Source organism: Solwaraspora sp. WMMD1047, assembly GCF_029626155.1.
Taxonomy (GTDB): Bacteria; Actinomycetota; Actinomycetes; order Mycobacteriales; family Micromonosporaceae; genus WMMD1047.
The window spans coordinates 6,312,821-6,330,069 of record NZ_JARUBL010000001.1 but is presented as its reverse complement, the minus strand read 5'-3'; the positions used below and the strand labels follow the sequence as shown (position 1 = coordinate 6,330,069).

Below are 17,249 nucleotides of genomic sequence, written 5' to 3'. Positions count from 1 at the left end.
GTCGGGTGAGACCGCCACGAGCGTCCAACCGCTACGGTCAGCGCGAACGTTCCTGTGATCGAGGAGGTTGGGGTGGCATTCCCCGAGGACGTGCTCACGTCGGACGAGCACGTCGTTTCGCACCTGCACCCGCACTGGAAGGCGGTGATCCGGCCGGTGCTGATCCTGGTGCTGGCCATCGCGGCGACGGTCGCGGCGTTCGTGTTCCTGTCGGGCTCCGGTGCCGGCACGGCCGGCGCGCTTGTCGTCGCGGCGGTCGCCGGGCTGGTGCTGCTGCGCTTCACCGTCTGGCCGTTCCTGGTCTGGCGGACCACCCACTACCTCTTCACCAACGAGCGGGTGCTGCTGCAGCACGGGGTCTTCTCCCGGGAACGCCGGGACATTCCGCTCGGCCGGATCAACGACCATTCGATGAGCCAGAGCTTCGCCGAGCGGATGCTCGGCTGCGGCACGCTCACCATCGAGTCGGCCGGCGAGCGCGGCCAGTCGGTGCTCACCGACATTCCCGGCGTCGAGCGGGTGCAGACCATGCTCTACGAGCTGGTCGAGGCCGACCACGACAAGCGGTCGCTGGATGACGGCGAGATGCGCGACATCCTGCAGGAGACGCAGGACGGCAAGCCGCTGCGTCAGTCGCCCTCGTAGGCCGCCAGCGGCACCGAGCTGGCGCGGGTCAGCCCGGCGCTGGTCCGGTCAGCCCGGCGCCGGAGCGGGGCGCATGGTGAACCAGCCGCGGAACCTGGTCCGTAGCACCTCGCGTTCGGGCTGTTCGTCGGCGTCGAGTCGGGTCATGGTGCCGTTCAGGGTGACCGTGCCCAGCCCGGGGCGGGCGGTGGAGGGCTTGCTGCCGACCACGTCCAGCCGGACGGCGAGCCGGTCACCGGCCCGGACCGGGGCCAGCCAGCGCAGCTCCTCCAGGCCGGGTGAGGCGTCGGCGGCGGCGTACGCGAGCACGTGGTCGACGTAGGCCCGCATGAAGAGGCTGACGGTGAAGAAGCCGCTGGCGAGCAGGCCGCCGTGGTGGCTGCGTCGGGCCAGCGCGTCGTCGACGTGGTACCACTGCGGGTCGAACCGGCGGGCGAAGGCCACCATTTCGGCACCGTCCACGACGGTGACTCCGAGGTCGAACGACCGGCCGGGCGTCAGGTCCTCGAAGAACAGTTCGACGGGGCCGCCCGTGCCGGATCGCACCGGCGGGCTGCTCAGCGGGCCGCCGGACGCTGGCTCGCGGCCTTCAACTGGGCCGCGAGTTCGGCCTCCAGCTCCACGTCGATGGTCTCGGCGAACTGGTCCTCCAGGGTGGGCCGCTGGTCGTCGCGGGTGCGCTGCCGGCCGGCGAGTTCGGCCACCGGGTCCAGCTCCACGACGACCTCGCCGTTCTCGACCCGCAACTCACCCTCGGGCCGTTCCGCGGCCGGTGTCGCCTCGTCGGCCTGCGTCGCGGCCTGGTCGGCCGGTGCTGCCTGGTCGGCCGGTTCGGGCTGGTCGGCCGGTTCGGGCTGGTCGGCCTGCGTCGGCTCGGGCTTGGCGAGGCGGAAGACGAAGGTGCGGTAGGACCAGAACCGGAAGACCGTGGCCAGACCCACCCCGGCGGTCTTGGCGATGTTCAGGGCCAGCAGCCCGGTGAAGCCGAGGCCGTACTTGGCCAGCGCCAGCACGCCCAGCTCGATGAGGAGCCCGGTGGCGTTGAAGAGGAAGAAGAGGGCGTATTCCCGGCGAAGGGTTGACTTGGGGCGATCCCGGTACGTCCAGTGCCGATTCATCAGGTACGACGTGAACGTCGCCACGACGGTCGCCACCACCGCCGCCTTGAGCTGGCCGTCGGCGAAGATCGTCAGCGCGAGGGCGTTGAAGACCGCGTAGTTGATGACCGTGTTGATGCCACCGACCACGCCGAACTTCAACGCCTCGTTGATGAACTTCTGCCAGCGCTCCGGCAACAGGCGGACAAAACGCATTGGATCACCTTAGGGCAGTCAGGCGGTCGGGCAGCTCCGACCGGCGTGGGTGGCGGGCGCCTAGTGACTCTTCGTCAGCACTTCCGGGGCGTCCTGGGCCGCGGGTCCGACGAAGACGAACCGCCGGTAGGACCAGAACCTGAAGGTGGTCCCCATGGCTGTACCCACCAGGTTCGCCGAGATGTTGTCGGCCAGCAGAGTTTTGAAGACACCGGGCCAGATGCTGCCCAGCCCGTAGTGGCTGATCGCCAGGCAGGCCAGGCCGATGCCCAGCCCCACCGCGTTGAAGAAGAAGTAGAGGAGGTACTCGCGGGCCAGCCCCGAGCGTTCCCGGTGACGCCACGTCCAGAACCTGTTACCGAGAAACGCGATGGTGGCGGCGATCGCGGTGGCGATGGCCTTCGCGGTGAGGCTCTCCATGCCGAGCGCCTTGATGAAGACATTGAACAGCGCGATGTCGACGACGAAGGCGATGCCGCCCACCGTGCCGAACTTGCCCAGCTCGCGGACAAGGTGGCCGAAGCGGTCGAGCAGCGCACGGATCGGTCCCGGCCGGGTTCCCGCGGGCGGGGTCTGCTGCCCGGTGACGGTGGTTGACACCAGCCGAGCGTACCGGCTCGATGCCGTCGATACCTGCCGCCGTTACGAGTCGTGACCTTTGCTTACGTCGTCACGAGTGGTGACGGATGGGCGCCCACGGCGACTTCGTCACTTTCCGTCGTGGAACGGGGACTCAGTGGCGTGGTCCGAAGAATGTGCGCGAAGTTGCTCGTGGGAGCGTGAAAAAACTCGCATCAAGGCAGCGCGGCGGGAGCTTGTGCAGTTCTTCACAACCGGTATGGCTGTCCTGAACGGTTGATCGGTTTACGCTGAGGGCAATCCCAGGCAATCCTGCGGCGAGGCGGTATCCGCCGGGCCGGATACCGCGCACCCCTCATCTCAGGTCAGCGTCGACCAAAGGAGATACGCCATGTCCGCTCCGGCAACCATCCGTGGGCTCGATCAGGCTCCGACCACCCATTCCAAGCTGCTCGCCTGGGTGAAGGAGGTGGCCGAGCTGACCACCCCGGAGCAGGTGGTGTGGGTGGACGGGTCGGATGAGGAGTGGCGGCGGCTCACCGACGAACTGGTCGACGCCGGCACTCTGGTGCGGCTGAATCCGGACCGGAAACCGAACTCGTTCTGGGCGCGTACAGATCCGTCCGATGTGGCGCGGGTCGAGGAGCGCACATTCATCTGTTCCGTCGACGAGTCGGACGCGGGGCCCACCAACAACTGGATGGACCCGGCCGAGATGAAGCGGACAATGACGGATCTGTACCGCGGGTCAATGCGCGGTCGCACGATGTACGTCATTCCGTTCTGTATGGGGCCGCTGGAGGCGGAAGACCCCATGTTCGGCGTGGAAATCACCGACAGTGCGTACGTCGTCGCATCGATGCGCATCATGACCCGGATGGGCACCTCGGTGCTCGACCGGATGGGCATCGCCGCGCCCTTCGTACGGGCGTTGCACTCACTCGGCGCGCCGCTCGCGCCCGGCCAGGCCGACGAGATCTGGCCGTGCAACCAGACCAAGTACATCTCGCACTTCCCGGAGACCCGGGAGATCTGGTCCTACGGCTCCGGCTACGGCGGCAACTCGCTGCTCGGCAAGAAGTGCTACTCGCTGCGGATCGCCAGCGTGATGGCCCGCGACGAGGGCTGGCTGGCCGAACACATGCTGATCATGAAGGTGACCTCGCCCGAGGGGAAGGTGCACTACATCGCCGGCGCGTTCCCGTCCGCCTGCGGCAAGACCAACCTGGCCATGCTGGAGCCCACCATCCCCGGCTGGAAGGTCGAGACGATCGGCGACGACATCGCCTGGATGCGGTTCGGCAACGACGGCCGGCTCTACGCGCTGAACCCGGAGTACGGGCTCTTCGGCGTGGCCCCGGGCACCGACTGGAAGACCAACGCCAACGCCATGCGCACCCTGGACCGGGGCAACTCCATCTTCACCAACGTCGGGTTGACCGACGACGGGGACGTCTGGTGGGAGGGGATGGGCGACCCGCCGGCCCACCTGACCGACTGGAAGGGCAACGACTGGACGCCGGAGAGCGGAGAGCTCAGCTCGCACGCCAACAGCCGGTTCTGCACCCCGCTGCAGCAGTGCCCGATCGTGGCCGACGAGTTCAACGACCCGGACGGGGTCCCGATCGACGCCATCCTCTTCGGCGGCCGGCGTCGCGACACCGTCCCGCTGGTGACCGAGGCCCGGGACTGGGTGCACGGCGTCTATCTGGGAGCGACCCTCTCCTCCGAGACCACCGCCGCCGCCTCCGGCGAGGTCGGGGTGGTGCGGCGCGACCCGATGGCGATGCTGCCGTTCATCGGCTACCACGCGGGCGACTACTTCCGGCACTGGATCGAGGTCGGCAAGGGCGCTGACGGCGACGAGGCGAAGCTGCCGAAGGTCTACTACGTCAACTGGTTCCGCAAGGACGCCGAGGGTGACTTCGTCTGGCCGGGGTTCGGTGAGAACTCCCGGGTGATCAAGTGGATCGTCGAGCGGCTGGAGGGCCGGGCCGACGCGGTGGAGACCCCGATCGGCATGGTCCCCACCGCGGACGCACTGGACGTCGAGGGCCTCGACATGACCGCCGACGAGGTCCGGATCGCGCTCAAGGTCGATCCCGACGAGTGGCGCGACGAGCTCCCCATGATCACCGAGTGGTTCGAGAAGTTCGGTGACAAGCTGCCGGCCGTGCTCTGGGCCGAACTCGACGCGCTGCGGGCCCGGCTGGAGACCGAACCCGGCCGGTAGCCGGTTCGGTGGGTGTCAGTCTGGCGCCCGCCGGGCATCATCATCGGTATGACGACGGCCGCCGCGACCCCGGTCCGGCGGCCGCCGGCCGTCCGGGCGCTGACCGGCCTGCTGGCCGTGACCGCCGCCACCACCGTCGCGGTCGACCTGCTCAACTGGTGGTACGCCCCGGAGCAGGGTTTCGGGCTGGCTGTCCGGTCCGGCTGGGCGCTGCTGCGGTCGCTGGGGTTCCTGCTGCTGATCTGGCACGTCCGGCGGGGCCGGGCCGGCGCCCGGCCGTTCGGCCTGATCCTCGCGATCACCACCGTCTTCGCGGTGGGCCGGCTGCTGGTGCCGCGCGCCGGGATGCCGCCGCTGCCCGGGGTGCTCGGCTTCGCCGTCCTGACCAGCCTCTGCGTCGCCGTGGTCTGGCTGCTCTACCGGGCACCCAGCGTGCAGGCGGTCCTGGTCCGGCACCCGGCCAAGCTGACCGTCGACCGCCGGGGGATCAGCTTCCGGGAGGCCCCACCGCGCCGGCCGCCGGTGACCGCCTGGCTGCTCACCGCCCGGGTGGCCGCCTTCACCTACAGCCCGCTGATGCTGGTGCCCAGCCTGGTGGCGGTCGGCACCATCCTCGACGGCCGGTTGTCGGCCGCACCGACCGTCGCGTTCTGGTTCGTCGCCGGGGTGGCGGTCAGCTACGCGGTGCTCTTCTGCACCTTCTTCCTGCTGCGGGGCAAGCGGTGGGCACGCGGGCTGCTGGTCGCGGTGACCCTCGTCGTGCTCGGCATCGACCTGCCGCTGTGCTGGGCGCTGTTGGGCGTGGACGGGCTGGTCCGCGACGGCGCGCCACTGGTCGCGGCGGCCGCGGTCACCGGTTGGGGACTGTGGCGGGCCGACCGGCTCGACCGGGCCGGTCCGGAGGCCGGCCGGCCGCGGGCGGCCGCCGGCGAAGCGGCGGCGGCCCGGTGACCGGGGTGCGGCGCTGGGACGTCGCGGTGGTGGGCGCCGGCCCGGCGGGCGCCGCCGCGGCGCTGGCCGCCCGCCGGGCCGGCGCCAGCGTGCTGCTGCTCGACCGGGCCGACTTCCCCCGGGACAAGCCGTGCGGGGACGGGATCGCCGCGCACGCGCTGGACGTGCTCGCCGGGCTCGGCGTGCCCGACCCGGTCGCCGGGTTCCCGCCGGTACCGGCGCTGCGCCTGGTCGCCCCCGGCGGCGGGCAGGTGGCGCAGCCGCTGCCGCGGCCCGCGTACACGGTGCCCCGGGCGGTGTTCGACGCCGGGCTGGTGGTGGCGGCGGTGGCCGCCGGCGCACAGTTCCGCCGGCACCCGGTCCGCCGGATCGAGCCCCGGGCCGGCGAGGTGCTGCTCGACGGCACGCTCGCCGCCGAGGTGGTGATCGGTGCCGACGGGGCCGGCTCGGTGGTCCGCCGGGCGCTCGGCTTCCCGGCGAACCCGCCCGGCCACCTGGCGCTGGCGATCCGGGGGTACGCGCCCGCCCCGGCCGGCCCGCCCGAACAGCGGATCGTGACCACGGGCGAGGGCTGGCCGGCGTACGCATGGTCGTTCCCCATCGGTGACGGCCGGGCGAACGTCGGGTACGGCGAGGTGCTGCGCGGGCGGCCGGTCAGCCGGGCGCACCTGATCCGGCGGCTCGGCGCCCTGCTGCCCGAGCTCGACCCGACCGGGGTGACCGGGCTGCGGGCGCACCACCTGCCGCTCTCCACCCACCGGCCACCGGTCGGCCGGGGCCGGGTGCTGCTGGCCGGCGACGCGCTGTCGTTGATCAACCCGTTCACCGGCGAGGGGATCTTCTACGCCGTGCTCTCCGGCGCACTCGCCGGCGCGGCGGCTGCCGACCGGTCCGGCGCGCCCGGCGCCGGGCCGGCGGGTGCGGCCGCGCGGTATTCGGCGGCGTTGGGCCGGCGGCTCGGCGGGCACCTGCGGCACAGTTCGGCGGCCGCGCGGCTGGGGCGACACCAGCGGATCGTGGCGGCGGCGGTGCGGGCGGCGGAGCGGGACCGGCGGGTCTTCGTCACCCTGGTGGAGCTGGGGCTGGGCGACGGACTGCTGGACACCCGTACGCTCGCCAGAATTATTGCTGGAATCGCGGTCCCACAACGGTGACCGACCCCTTCCGCGCCGGCCGCTGATCGGTACGCTGCAGGGGATGACTCTGCGGGACCTCCTCTACTCCGTGTACGAGCGGCGGCTGACGGCCCGGCTGGCCGGTAAGCCGGTGCCGGGGCACGTCGGTGTGATGTGCGACGGCAACCGCAGGTGGGCCCGCGAGATGGGCTACGTGGACCCGAACGACGGCCACCGGGTCGGTGCCGCCAAGATCAAGCACGTCCTCGACTGGTGCGACCGGGCCGGCATCGGGCACGTCACCCTCTACCTGCTGGCCACCGACAACCTGCGCCGACCGGCCAGCGAGCTGGACCCGCTGCTGCAGATCATCGAGGACCTGGTGGTGGAGCTGGCCGAGCAGGGCAACCCGTGGCGGCTGCGGATGGTCGGCGCGCTGGACCTGCTCCCCGCCCAGACCGCCACCGCGCTCAAGGCGGCCGAGGAACGCACCCGGGACCGGCTCGGCGGCGCCCAGGTCAACATCGCGGTCGGGTACGGCGGGCGGCGGGAGATCGTCGACGCGGTCCGGTCCCTGATGCAGGAGCACGCGGCGGCCGGCGGGACGCTTGAGGAGCTGGCCGAGACGATCGACATCGAGCACATCTCCGAGCACCTCTACACCCGGGGTCAGCCCGATCCGGACCTGGTCATCCGGACCAGCGGCGAGCAGCGGCTCTCCGGCTTCATGCTCTGGCAGTCGGCGCAGGCGGAGTTCTACTTCTGCGAGGTCAACTGGCCGGACTTCCGCTACGTGGACTTCCTGCGCGCCCTGCGCTCGTACGCCAACCGACAGCGCCGCTACGGCGCCTGACCGGTTCAGGCGGCGCTGTCGGGCGCCGGCTCGGTGAGCCGGTGCACGGCGGCGGTCAGGAAGTCGCCGAGCGCCTCGGGCGACTCGATGGTCAGGTCGGCGGCGTCGGAGACCTCCTGGCCGGTCTCCGGGTTGGCCACCGCCACACACACGCCGAAGAAGTCGGGGTCGGTCTGCTCGCGGGCGCGGAGCGCGGCGAACGCCTTGATGTCGGAGACGTCGTCGCCGAAATACCAGGCGCAGCCGGCCGACCGGACCGCCTCGTCGATCACCATGCCCTTGTCCCGGTCCACCGGCGGTTTCAGCTCCAGCACCATCCGGCCGACCTGCACCCGCAACCCGAGCCGCTCGGCGCTGGCCCGGCCCCAGTCCTCCACGACCTGCGCCAGGTGCGGCGCGGTGCGGTAGTGCAGCGCCACCGAAAGCCGCTTGTACTCCACCAGGGTGCCCTCGGGCAGCTCGGCCCGGGCCTGGTCGGCGAGGGTGCCCATGGTCGGCACCCAGGGCAGCGCGGCCTCCTCGGTGACGGTCTCCCCGGAGCCGTGGCTGTGTTCCAGGCCGTAGAGGCCGTAGAGGTCGACGTCGGTGAGGATCGCGAACCGGTCGCGCAGGAACTCCACCGGCCGCGCCGAGACGATCGCCACCCGGCGCACCACGCCGGTGAGGGCGTTTATGGCGTCCAGCACCTTCGGCGCCGGCTGCACCGCCGTCGGGTCGTCGTTCATCGGGGCGAGGGTGCCGTCGAAGTCGAAGAAGAGCACGCACTCGGCGGCCCGGTCGGTGGTTACCCGCCACGCCTGTTCCGCGGTGAGGGGACGAGTCGGGCGCTGACTGCCCGCGTTGATCGGCCGCACGCGCGTCAGCGTACCCCGGCGATCAGCGTCGCAGTGGCCGTGAGACGGAACGCTCAGTTCACGTGAATGGCCCGCCGGCAGTCACGCCGGCGGGCCGTCGGTCGGTCACCTCATTCGTCGCCGCCGAGCGTGCTCCGGCGGCCGGCGAGCCGCTGGCCGATCGGCACCACCGCCGGGTCGTTACGGTGCTGGAGCAGGTAGCCCTCGACGAACCCGGCGTTGCGGTCGCCACTGCGGGCGTCGAGTTCGTTCAGCCGGGCGATGAGGAACTCGGTGAGGGCGGTCATCCGGTCGTCCAGCCGATCGTGCAGCGCGGCGACCACGGCCAGCACGACCGCGCCGCTGGCGACGCTGACGCTCACCAGGTTGACGATGTCGGGGACGGTCCCGCCGTAGAACGGGCCGGCGACGATGTTCGCGGTGGCGCAGAGCGTCCCGGCGACCGCCGCGACCACGACCGCCATCCATTTCAGGGTCATCGGGCAGACCCTCCTTCTGTCCCGCAGGGCTGAGTCCGGCCTTGTCTCGCCCCCCGCCGACGCGAGCCCAAGCAGTACGGGCAGGGACGTTAGTCGGCCCGGTCAGCCGCCGGAGCGGATTACCGACCCGGGTGGCCGAAGGTGCGCCATCTGAGGAACTAGCCGGCCTTCCTGGGGCTTTTGCCGGGATCCGCCGGCAGCACCGGGCGGTAGGCCAGATAGCGGATCGTCTCCCGGATGTGGAACTTCTCCAGCTCGGAGACGTTCGGATCGACCAGCCGCCGGAGCAACGCCTCCACGTCCGGGTCCATCGGCGGCGCGCTGGGGGTCGGCCGGGGCGGCGTCGTGCGGTCCCACCCGAGTACGCCGAACGCGGTGGTCGGGTTCAGGCCGAGCCCTTCGCAGAAGGCCACCACCCGCTCCGCCTCCGGGTCGCTGGCCCACTCGCCGCGTACCCAGCGGTTGATGGTCTGCCGGGAGACCCCGGTCCGGCGGGACACCTCGGTGCCGGTCCAGGCCCGGGTGGTCCGGGCGTCGTCGAGCGCCTTCCGCACGAAGGCGGCAAAGGCGATCTTGCGCCCGGTGGAGGGGTCCGGCACGCCGCGACGGTACGACCAGTGCCGCGACTGCGGGGGGATCGTGGGGGTTGTGTACTGCGTGCGTGACAAGGGCTCATGTTTCCCCGTACCCGACTTATCGCTTGTGTTGAGGGGTATCACGCCGCCACAATAGATGTGCGCGGAGCTGGGGGTAATCAGACGAAAAGCTGATACTGTAACGTGTATGGGACAATCTACGGTGTGTCTCGTGCTTGAGACGCCTGGTGCTCATGAGGGTCACTTGTCCGTGACAGAGGTGGCCCGGTGACCGAACTCGCGACCCGCGCCCAGGCCTTCGGCCTGGTCGCCACCGGAGTCGCCTCCGGTCTCAGTGCTCCGTGGCGTCTCTACCTGGCCCGGGGCTGCCGGTATCTCTCCCTGACCGTGGGCGACCGGTCCGAGTGGGACGCCTGGCGCATCCACCTCGGCTGTCCCGAGCTCAGCGTGCGGGTCTACGACGCCGGCGGCGAGATCCGGCGGGCCTCGGTGGCCGAGGTGGTCCTGGACGGCTGCCGGATCAGTGTCGAACTGGTCGAGGAGGTGGGCACCGACGATCTCGACCGGCTGCTCACCTCCGACCCGACCTCGTTCGACTCGGAGGAGAAATGAGCGGGCACGGCGAGGTGCAGGGGTGAGTCCATTCTTCGCGGTCTTTCTGGTGCTGCTGCTGGGCTCGTCGAGCTATGCGGCCGGCCGGCTGCACGGCCAGCTCAGCTACCGGATCGGCTACCGGTTCGGCTACCGGCAGGGCTACTTCGACGGCGACCGGGGTGCCTGGCACCGCCGGCGCCGCGACGGCCAGTTGGCGATGGCCGCCATGCTGGCGGATCCACCGGCCGGTGCCGGGTCCACCGACGGCGGGCCGTCCGGCCCGGTACTGGCCGGCGGCGGGCGGGTTCCGGTGTCCGCCGAGTTGCCGCCGGGCGGGCCCGGCGAGCCGCCGCCCGGCGTGGGTGAGCCGGCCGGGCTGTTCTCCGCCGGTGGGCAGGGAACGACGTACACGGGCGCTTCCTTCGCGGGGGCCGCGACCAACGGCGGACGGCACTCCACCGACGTGCTGACGGGCGGAAACGCCTGACAGTGCCCGCGGGAGGTGAGTGGTCACCCGCGACTCGCGGTGCGTGGTCCGCGGCGGACGCGCACCGCAGGGGATCACGTCAGACCGGTGACGGTGATCCCACCGGCCGGGATGCGCGCAGGGGGCAAGCATCCCGGCCGGTCCACCCGTCGGGACGACCGGCACCCGGTCGGCGCCGGCGTGGTCCGCGTGGGTCGGAGCCACGCTGGCCCTAGCCCAAGCCGCCATCTGCCGGCTAGCGTCTAGGCATGGCGAGGGGTCGTCCCGAGCCAGCCGGCCGGCCCGGCCTTGCGACTCCAGTCACGGGGACCGCATCCGACCCGTGGCGCCGGGCACCGGACGAGGCGGAACGCGGGTGGACCGGGTGCGCGCCCGCCGGAGCAGGCCTGTGACGACTCGCCGTACCAATCCCCGAGCCAGCCAGGATCCCCCCGCCACCGACGCGACGGGCCGGCCCAGGGCGCGCCGGCGCCCCACCGGGTCCACCGCGCCGGCTGCCGACCGTGCGGAGCCCGCCCCAGCGGGGCAGGCATTCGTCCTGGACACCTCGGTCCTGCTGTCCGACCCAGCGGCCTTCCACCGGTTCGCCGAGCACGAGGTGGTGCTGCCGCTGGTCGTCATCTCCGAATTGGAGGGCAAGCGGCATCATCCGGAGCTGGGCTGGTTCGCCCGGCAGTCGCTGCGGATGCTCGACGAACTGCGCATCCGGCACGGCCGGCTGGACCAGCCGGTGCCGGCCAACGACCAGGGCGGCACCCTGCGGGTCGAGCTGAACCACGCCGACGACGGCGTGCTGCCGCCCGGCTTCCGCAACGAGTCCAACGACACCCGGATCCTCTCGGTCGCCCTCAACCTGGCCGCCGAGGGTCGCAACGTCACGCTGGTCAGCAAGGACATGCCGCTGCGGGTGAAGGCGGCCTCGGTGGGGCTGACCGCCGACGAGTACCGGCACGGGCAGGCCAGCGACCCGACCTGGACGGGAATGGCCGAGCTGGAGCTGGGTGAGGAGCAGATCGGCCAGCTCTACGCCGGTGACGCGCTCGACCTGGACGCGGCGGCCGGGCTGCCCTGCCACACCGGGCTGGTGCTGCACTCGGCGCGCGGATCGGCGTTGGGTCGGGTGCTCCCGGACAAGACCGTCCGGCTGGTCCGCGGCGACCGGGAGGCGTTCGGACTGCGCGGCCGGTCGGCCGAGCAGCGGGTCGCCCTCGACCTGCTGCTGGACGAGTCGATCGGGATCGTCTCGCTGGGCGGCCGGGCCGGCACCGGAAAGTCGGCGCTGGCGCTCTGCGCCGGGCTGGAGGCGGTGATGGAGCGCCGCCGGCACAAGAAGGTGATCGTCTTCCGCCCGCTGTACGCCGTCGGCGGCCAGGAGCTCGGCTATCTGCCCGGCTCCGAGGCGGAGAAGATGTCCCCCTGGGCACAGGCGGTCTTCGACACCCTCGGCGCGGTGGTGCACGAGAACGTGATGGAGGAGGTCATGGGGCGCGGCATGCTCGAGGTGCTGCCGCTGACCCACATCCGGGGTCGCAGCCTGCACGACGCCTTCGTCATCGTCGACGAGGCGCAGTCGTTGGAGCGGGGAGTGCTGCTCACGGTCCTGTCCCGGGTCGGGCAGGGCTCGCGGGTGGTGCTCACCCACGATGTCGCCCAGCGCGACAACCTGCGGGTCGGCCGGCACGACGGCGTCACCGCCGTGATCGAGGCGCTGAAGGGGCACCCGCTCTTCGCGCACGTCACGCTCTCCCGGTCGGAGCGGTCACCGATCGCCGAGGTGGTCACGGACCTGCTGGAGGACATCCCGCTGTAAAGCATCAATAGGCGCCAGTTGCGTCCTGATATGGTGGGATTAGTTCCGTGACCGGGATCACAATAGGCGGCGGGCATTTCCCAACCGGCTCACCGTGCGCGATGGTGTCCTGCGAGCGTCGACGCGTCGGCGGCGGCCCCGGAAAGGGCCGTCCGCCGGTCGCGGACGGCACCGGCGGCCACAAGTCGACCGGGTCACGATCCGTACGGATCGGGTCGCTCGCGGCGTGGCGGCGTGGTCGCAGGACCCCGCCCCGCGCCGTGTCCTTGCCCCCGACGAAGGGACCACTTCGTGAGTCGGCTGTGGAGCCGGTTCGGAGTCCGGGCACTGGCCGTCGCGTTGCTTCTCTCTGGCGTCGCTGGTGGCTACTACCTGGGCGAAGACCGGGAAACCCAGCAACAAGGGATCGACGCCCAGCTCACGGCCGAGGTCGCGCAGGCCGAGATCGAGCTGCTGCGGGAACGGCACGCCGCGCACCTGCGGGCCACCGCGGCCAAGCGGAAGGCCGAGCAGGAGGCGGCTCGCAAGGCCGCCGCCGAGGCGAAGGCCGCCGCCGAGCGGGCCAAGAAGGCCGAGCAGGAGGCGAGCCGCAAGAAGGCCCGGGAGGAAGCCGCCCGGAAGGCCGCCCAGCAGGGCACCCCGGCCTTCACCGGCCCGATCCCCGAGTCGTGCAACGAGTACAGCGGCAACCGGAAGATCGGTTGCGCGCTGCTCATCGACGCCGGCTTCGACCTGGACCAGATGCCCTGCCTGGACAAGCTCTGGACGCACGAGAGCGGCTGGAACCACAAGGCCCAGAACCCGTCCTCGGGCGCGTACGGCATCCCGCAGTCGTACCCCGGCGACAAGATGGCGAGCATCGCGTCGGACTGGCGGACCAACCCGGCCACCCAGATCAAGTGGGGGCTGGGCTACATCAAGGGGCGGTACGACACGCCGTGCGGGGCGTGGAATTACTTCCAGAACAACGGGTCCTACTGACCTGAGCGCCGCCGCGGCGGGGTGCGGACCCACGTCCGTGCCCCGCCGCCGGCCCGGCACCGTCCGGCCGGTCTTCACCCACTCAGGTGGCGCCGGGCGGGCGGACCTGATACTCACTTGTGGGTGACCTTCGACGCGCGGACCGGTGCGAACGACCCGGACCGGTTCGGGACCGAGTCGTTCTACGCCGCCCTCGGCCGGGCCTTCGTCGCGATGTGCGCGGTCGTGCCGGTGCTCTTCCTGATCGAGGCGATGGACGTCTGGCTGCAGGCCGGGTTCGACCCGGCGGCCGGCATCATCCCGCGCCGGATCGAAGGGCTGGACGGGGTCTTCTTCGGCCCCTTCCTGCACCACGACTTCGACCACCTCTACAGCAACAGCATCCCGCTGATCCTGCTCGGCACGTTCGTGCTGGCCGCCGGCGCGCGGCGGTTCCTCTACTCCACCCTCGTGATCATCTTCGTGAGCGGCCTGGGGGTCTGGTTCACCGGCTCGCCGAACACCATCGTGGTGGGCGCCAGCGGCGTGATCTTCGGCTACCTGGGGCTGCTGCTGATGCGCGGCATCGTCGAGCGGAGCTGGTGGAACTTCGCGGTCGTGCTGCTGGTCTTCCTGCTGTACGGCTGGCAACTGCTCGGCGTGCTGCCGACCGACGAGCCGATCTCCTGGCAGGGGCACCTGTTCGGGCTGGTCGGCGGCCTGCTCGCCGCGATCATCTTCCGGCGCCGCCCACGCAGCGACGACCCGTACTACTCCGACACGGCGCCGGGGCTCTACTGATCCCGGCCGCCGGTCCGGTGGCCGGAACACGCCGGGCGTGGCGAATGGGACGTGTCTTGCCGGCCGCCGGGCCGGCGCCTACGGTCGGTTGACCAGCGTCGGTGCGGAGTCGAAGGTGACGGTGCGGACATGCGCGAGGTCGATGTCGCGATAATCGGCGCCGGTCCGACCGGCCTCTTCGCCGCCTACTACGCCGGCTTCCGGGGCCTGTCGGTCGCCGTCATCGACTCGCTGCCGGAGGCGGGCGGTCAGGTCACCGCCATGTACCCGGAGAAAATGATCTTCGACGTGGCCGGCTTCCCGGCGATCAAGGGCCGGGACCTGGTGGCCAACCTGGTCCAGCAGGCCGACTCCTTCGGCCCGGAATACCTGCTCGGCACCCAGGCCGAGAAGCTGTCGTACCTCGACGATCGGCCGGTGCTCAGCCTGGCCGGCGGCGAGTCGCTGCACTGCGGCGCCGTCGTCGTCACCGCCGGGCTGGGCAGCTTCGCGCCCCGGCCGCTGCCGGCGGCGGAGAACTTCGTCGGCAGCGGCATCCTCTTCTTCGTCCCGCACCTGGCCGATCTGGTCGGCCACGACGTGCTCATCGTCGGCGGCGGCGACTCGGCCTTCGACTGGGCGCTCGCGCTGCAACCGCTGGCCCGCTCGGTCACCCTGGTGCACCGCCGGGAGAAGTTCCGGGCCCACGCCGCCACCGTCGACCGGGTCCGTGCCCTGCCGGTCCGGATCGTCGTCAACGCCGAGGTGACCCGCCTGCACGGCGACGGGGCGGTGACCGGCGCCGACATCGTGGTCAAGGGCGGCGAGGTGCAGACCGTCCCGGTGGACACCGTGGTCGCGGCGCTCGGCTTCACCGCCGACCTCGGCCCGCTCACCGAGTGGGGGCTGGCACTGGACCGGCGGCACATCCTGGTGGACAGCGCCATGGCCACCAACCAGCCCCGGGTCTTCGCGGCCGGCGACATCACCGAATACCGGGGCAAGGTGCGCCTGATCGCCACCGGCTTCGGTGAGGCCGCCACCGCGATCAACAACGCGGCCGTGGTGATCAACCCCGACGCGCACCTCTTCCCGGGGCACTCCTCCGACGTCGGCTGAACCGGCCGCCTAGCCCTGCTCGGCCAGGGGACGGCCGTCGAAGTCGATGGTCGAGTAGAGCGCCAGCTTCTCCAGCCGGTGGTACGAGTCGATCACCCGGATCGTCCCGCTCTTGGAGCGCATCACGATCGACTGGGTGTACGCCCCGCCGGCCCGGTAGCTGACCCCCTTGAGCAGGTCACCGGAGGTGACCCCGGTGGCCACGAAGAAGCAGTTGTCCCCGGTCACCAGATCGTCGGTGCCGAGCACCCGGTCCAGGTCCAGACCGGCGGCGAGCGCCTTCTCCCGCTCCGCGGCGTCCTGCGGCCAGAGCTTCGCCTGCATCGACCCGCCCATGCACTTGAGCGCGCAGGCCGCCGTGATGCCCTCCGGCGTACCGCCGATGCCCATCAGCACGTCGACGCCGGACTCGCCGCGGGCGGCGGCGATCGCACCGGCGATGTCGCCGTCGCTGATGAACCGGATCGGGGCGCCGGCCCGGCGGATCTGCTGCACCAGGTCGGCGTGGCGGGGCCGGTCCAGCACGCAGACGGTCACCTCGGAGACATCGGTCCCCTTGACCTTGGCGATCCGGTGCAGGTTCTCCGCCACCCCGGCGTCGATGTCGATCACATCGGCGTACGCCGGGCCGACCGCGAGCTTCTCCATGTAGAAGACGGCGCTCGGGTCGAACATCGCCCCCCGCTCGGCGACCGCCAGCACGGCCAGGGCGTTCGGCATGCCCTTGCTCATCAGCGTGGTCCCGTCGATCGGATCGACCGCCACGTCCACCTCGGGTCCGGTGCCGTCGCCGACCTGCTCACCGTTGAACAGCATCGGCGCGTTGTCCTTCTCGCCCTCGCCGATCACCACCACGCCGCGCATCGGGATCGAGTTGATCAACTTGCGCATCGCGTCGACGGCCGCCCCGTCGCCGCCCTCCTTGTCGCCCCGCCCCACCCAGCGGCCGGCGGCCATCGCCGCCGCCTCGGTCACCCGGACCAGGTCGAGGGCGAGGTTGCGGTCCAGGTTCTGGGGAATCCGGGTCCGGGTCGTCGTGGTCATCGGCGGCTCCTCCTCGCGTCGTTGCGGCGGGGTCCGGGTTCGGCGCGGGCGCCGACCACCGGCATGTCTGATCCTGACACGTCTACCTGATCCACGTCGGCGCAGGCCGGGGATGGTCCAGATGGCGGCCCGGCGCCGCCGGGCCGCCCCGGCGGCCGGGATGTCAGGATGGGTGGGTGGACGCGACGGGACAGGAAACCGGCCGTCCGGCTTCAGCGCCGGACGCGGTGGACCGGGCCGAGCCAGGGCTGGTGGCGTCGGACGACGACGCCGAGCCCGTGCCGGCGGGATCGGGGGACCGCGCCAAGCCGGTGCCGGCGGCGCGGGGCGATCGCCGGCCCCGGGACATGGCGATCTCGCTGCTGGTCCTGCTGCTGCCGATCGCCGCGCTGTTCGTACTGCATCGGACCTTCCTCGGTGGCGACCAGCCGGCGGTGGTCGACACCGCGCCCACCATCGCCCTGGCCCGTTCGGCCGGGGCGTTCCCGGTCGCCGAGCCGGCCGTCGGGCCGGCCGAGGGCTGGCGCCCGATCCGGGCCGACTTCCGGCGCGCCGACGACGGCGCCACCCTGCGGATCGGGTATGTCAGCCCGGGCGACGGCGGGGTGCAACTCGTGCAGACCAGCGCCCCGGCCGAACGGTTTCTGCCGGCCGAGCTGACCGGCGCCGCCCGGCCGGCGGAACCGGCCGGGATAGCCGGGCGGGACTGGCGCTGGTATTCGACCCGCCCCGGCGAACAGGCCCTGGTGCTGCTCGAACCGGACCGGACCGTCGTGATCGTCGGCGACGCCTCCCGCGCGGAGCTGACCGAGTTGGCCGCCAGCCTGCGCTAGCCCG

General features: G+C 71.7%; 18 protein-coding genes and 1 pseudogene. 12 read left to right on the top strand and 7 right to left on the bottom strand.

The window, feature by feature from the left end:
* Positions 1 to 72: 72 nt before the first annotated feature.
* Positions 73 to 645, top strand: a complete 573-nt coding sequence (locus tag O7627_RS28960; RefSeq protein WP_278096623.1) for a PH domain-containing protein — start codon at positions 73 to 75, stop codon at positions 643 to 645.
* Positions 646 to 693: 48 nt separating this feature from the next.
* Here O7627_RS28960 and O7627_RS28955 read toward each other — a convergent pair whose 3' ends face one another.
* The 3 genes from O7627_RS28955 to O7627_RS28945 are packed head-to-tail and all read right to left on the bottom strand — an operon-like array spanning position 694 to position 2,558.
* A complete protein-coding gene (locus O7627_RS28955) occupies positions 694 to 1,191 on the bottom strand; it encodes a MaoC/PaaZ C-terminal domain-containing protein (protein WP_278096622.1) in 498 nt (165 codons plus the stop codon).
* A gap of 11 nt (positions 1,192 to 1,202) precedes the next feature.
* A complete protein-coding gene (locus tag O7627_RS28950; protein WP_278096621.1) occupies positions 1,203 to 1,958 on the bottom strand; it encodes a GtrA family protein in 756 nt (251 codons plus the stop codon).
* A 60-nt stretch (positions 1,959 to 2,018) separates the two neighbouring features.
* Positions 2,019 to 2,558, bottom strand: a complete 540-nt coding sequence (locus tag O7627_RS28945; RefSeq protein ID WP_278096620.1) for a GtrA family protein — start codon at positions 2,556 to 2,558, stop codon at positions 2,019 to 2,021.
* 370 nt (positions 2,559 to 2,928) lie between these two features.
* Here O7627_RS28945 and O7627_RS28940 point away from each other — a divergent pair, with 370 nt between their 5' ends.
* Genes O7627_RS28940 through O7627_RS28925 form a run of 4 tightly spaced genes read left to right on the top strand, consistent with a single transcriptional unit; the run spans position 2,929 to position 7,689 of the window.
* Positions 2,929 to 4,770 carry a phosphoenolpyruvate carboxykinase (GTP) gene (locus O7627_RS28940; RefSeq protein WP_278096619.1) on the top strand — a complete coding sequence of 614 codons (1,842 nt, stop codon included), beginning with the start codon at positions 2,929 to 2,931 and terminating at the stop codon, positions 4,768 to 4,770.
* 48 nt (positions 4,771 to 4,818) lie between these two features.
* Positions 4,819 to 5,721, top strand: a complete 903-nt coding sequence (locus tag O7627_RS28935; protein ID WP_278096618.1) for a hypothetical protein — start codon at positions 4,819 to 4,821, stop codon at positions 5,719 to 5,721.
* Entirely contained in the window at positions 5,718 to 6,875 is a 1,158-nt protein-coding gene (locus tag O7627_RS28930; protein WP_278096617.1) for a geranylgeranyl reductase family protein, read from the top strand. The genes O7627_RS28935 and O7627_RS28930 overlap by 4 nt, the downstream gene beginning before the upstream one ends.
* Positions 6,876 to 6,918: 43 nt before the next feature.
* A complete protein-coding gene (locus O7627_RS28925; RefSeq protein WP_278096616.1) occupies positions 6,919 to 7,689 on the top strand; it encodes an isoprenyl transferase in 771 nt (256 codons plus the stop codon).
* Between the two features lie 5 nt (positions 7,690 to 7,694).
* On the opposite strand, the gene otsB is transcribed toward O7627_RS28925, so the two are convergent.
* The 3 genes from otsB to O7627_RS28910 form a co-directional block, all read right to left on the bottom strand.
* Positions 7,695 to 8,543, bottom strand: a complete 849-nt coding sequence (gene otsB / locus O7627_RS28920; protein ID WP_278096615.1) for a trehalose-phosphatase — start codon at positions 8,541 to 8,543, stop codon at positions 7,695 to 7,697.
* A 110-nt stretch (positions 8,544 to 8,653) separates the two neighbouring features.
* Positions 8,654 to 9,022: a hypothetical protein gene (locus O7627_RS28915; RefSeq protein ID WP_278096614.1), complete on the bottom strand. Its 369-nt coding sequence runs from the start codon at positions 9,020 to 9,022 to the stop codon at positions 8,654 to 8,656.
* A gap of 158 nt (positions 9,023 to 9,180) precedes the next feature.
* Positions 9,181 to 9,621, bottom strand: a complete 441-nt coding sequence (locus tag O7627_RS28910; protein ID WP_278096613.1) for a helix-turn-helix transcriptional regulator — start codon at positions 9,619 to 9,621, stop codon at positions 9,181 to 9,183.
* A gap of 264 nt (positions 9,622 to 9,885) precedes the next feature.
* Here O7627_RS28910 and O7627_RS28905 point away from each other — a divergent pair, with 264 nt between their 5' ends.
* From O7627_RS28905 to O7627_RS28880, 6 genes and pseudogenes are all read left to right on the top strand, one after another.
* Positions 9,886 to 10,230, top strand: coding sequence for a hypothetical protein (locus O7627_RS28905; RefSeq protein WP_278096612.1), 345 nt, complete (start codon positions 9,886 to 9,888; stop codon positions 10,228 to 10,230).
* Between the two features lie 22 nt (positions 10,231 to 10,252).
* Positions 10,253 to 10,447: pseudogene (locus O7627_RS37225) on the top strand (hypothetical protein); the annotation flags it as partial.
* A 790-nt stretch (positions 10,448 to 11,237) separates the two neighbouring features.
* Positions 11,238 to 12,509 (top strand): PhoH family protein, encoded by a 1,272-nt coding sequence (locus O7627_RS28895; protein ID WP_278098475.1) that lies wholly within the window; start codon positions 11,238 to 11,240, stop codon positions 12,507 to 12,509.
* 291 nt (positions 12,510 to 12,800) lie between these two features.
* Positions 12,801 to 13,490: a lytic transglycosylase domain-containing protein gene (locus O7627_RS28890; RefSeq protein ID WP_278096610.1), complete on the top strand. Its 690-nt coding sequence runs from the start codon at positions 12,801 to 12,803 to the stop codon at positions 13,488 to 13,490.
* Between the two features lie 123 nt (positions 13,491 to 13,613).
* Entirely contained in the window at positions 13,614 to 14,270 is a 657-nt protein-coding gene (locus tag O7627_RS28885; RefSeq protein WP_278096609.1) for a rhomboid family intramembrane serine protease, read from the top strand.
* Positions 14,271 to 14,399: 129 nt separating this feature from the next.
* The gene (locus tag O7627_RS28880) at positions 14,400 to 15,368 is read left to right on the top strand and encodes an NAD(P)/FAD-dependent oxidoreductase (protein WP_278096608.1); all 969 of its coding nucleotides are present in this window, start codon (positions 14,400 to 14,402) and stop codon (positions 15,366 to 15,368) included.
* A gap of 9 nt (positions 15,369 to 15,377) precedes the next feature.
* On the opposite strand, the gene glpX is transcribed toward O7627_RS28880, so the two are convergent.
* The gene (glpX, locus tag O7627_RS28875; protein ID WP_278096607.1) at positions 15,378 to 16,412 is read right to left on the bottom strand and encodes a class II fructose-bisphosphatase; all 1,035 of its coding nucleotides are present in this window, start codon (positions 16,410 to 16,412) and stop codon (positions 15,378 to 15,380) included.
* Between the two features lie 176 nt (positions 16,413 to 16,588).
* Here glpX and O7627_RS28870 point away from each other — a divergent pair, with 176 nt between their 5' ends.
* Entirely contained in the window at positions 16,589 to 17,245 is a 657-nt protein-coding gene (locus O7627_RS28870) for a DUF4245 domain-containing protein (RefSeq protein ID WP_278096606.1), read from the top strand.
* Positions 17,246 to 17,249 lie beyond the last annotated feature (4 nt).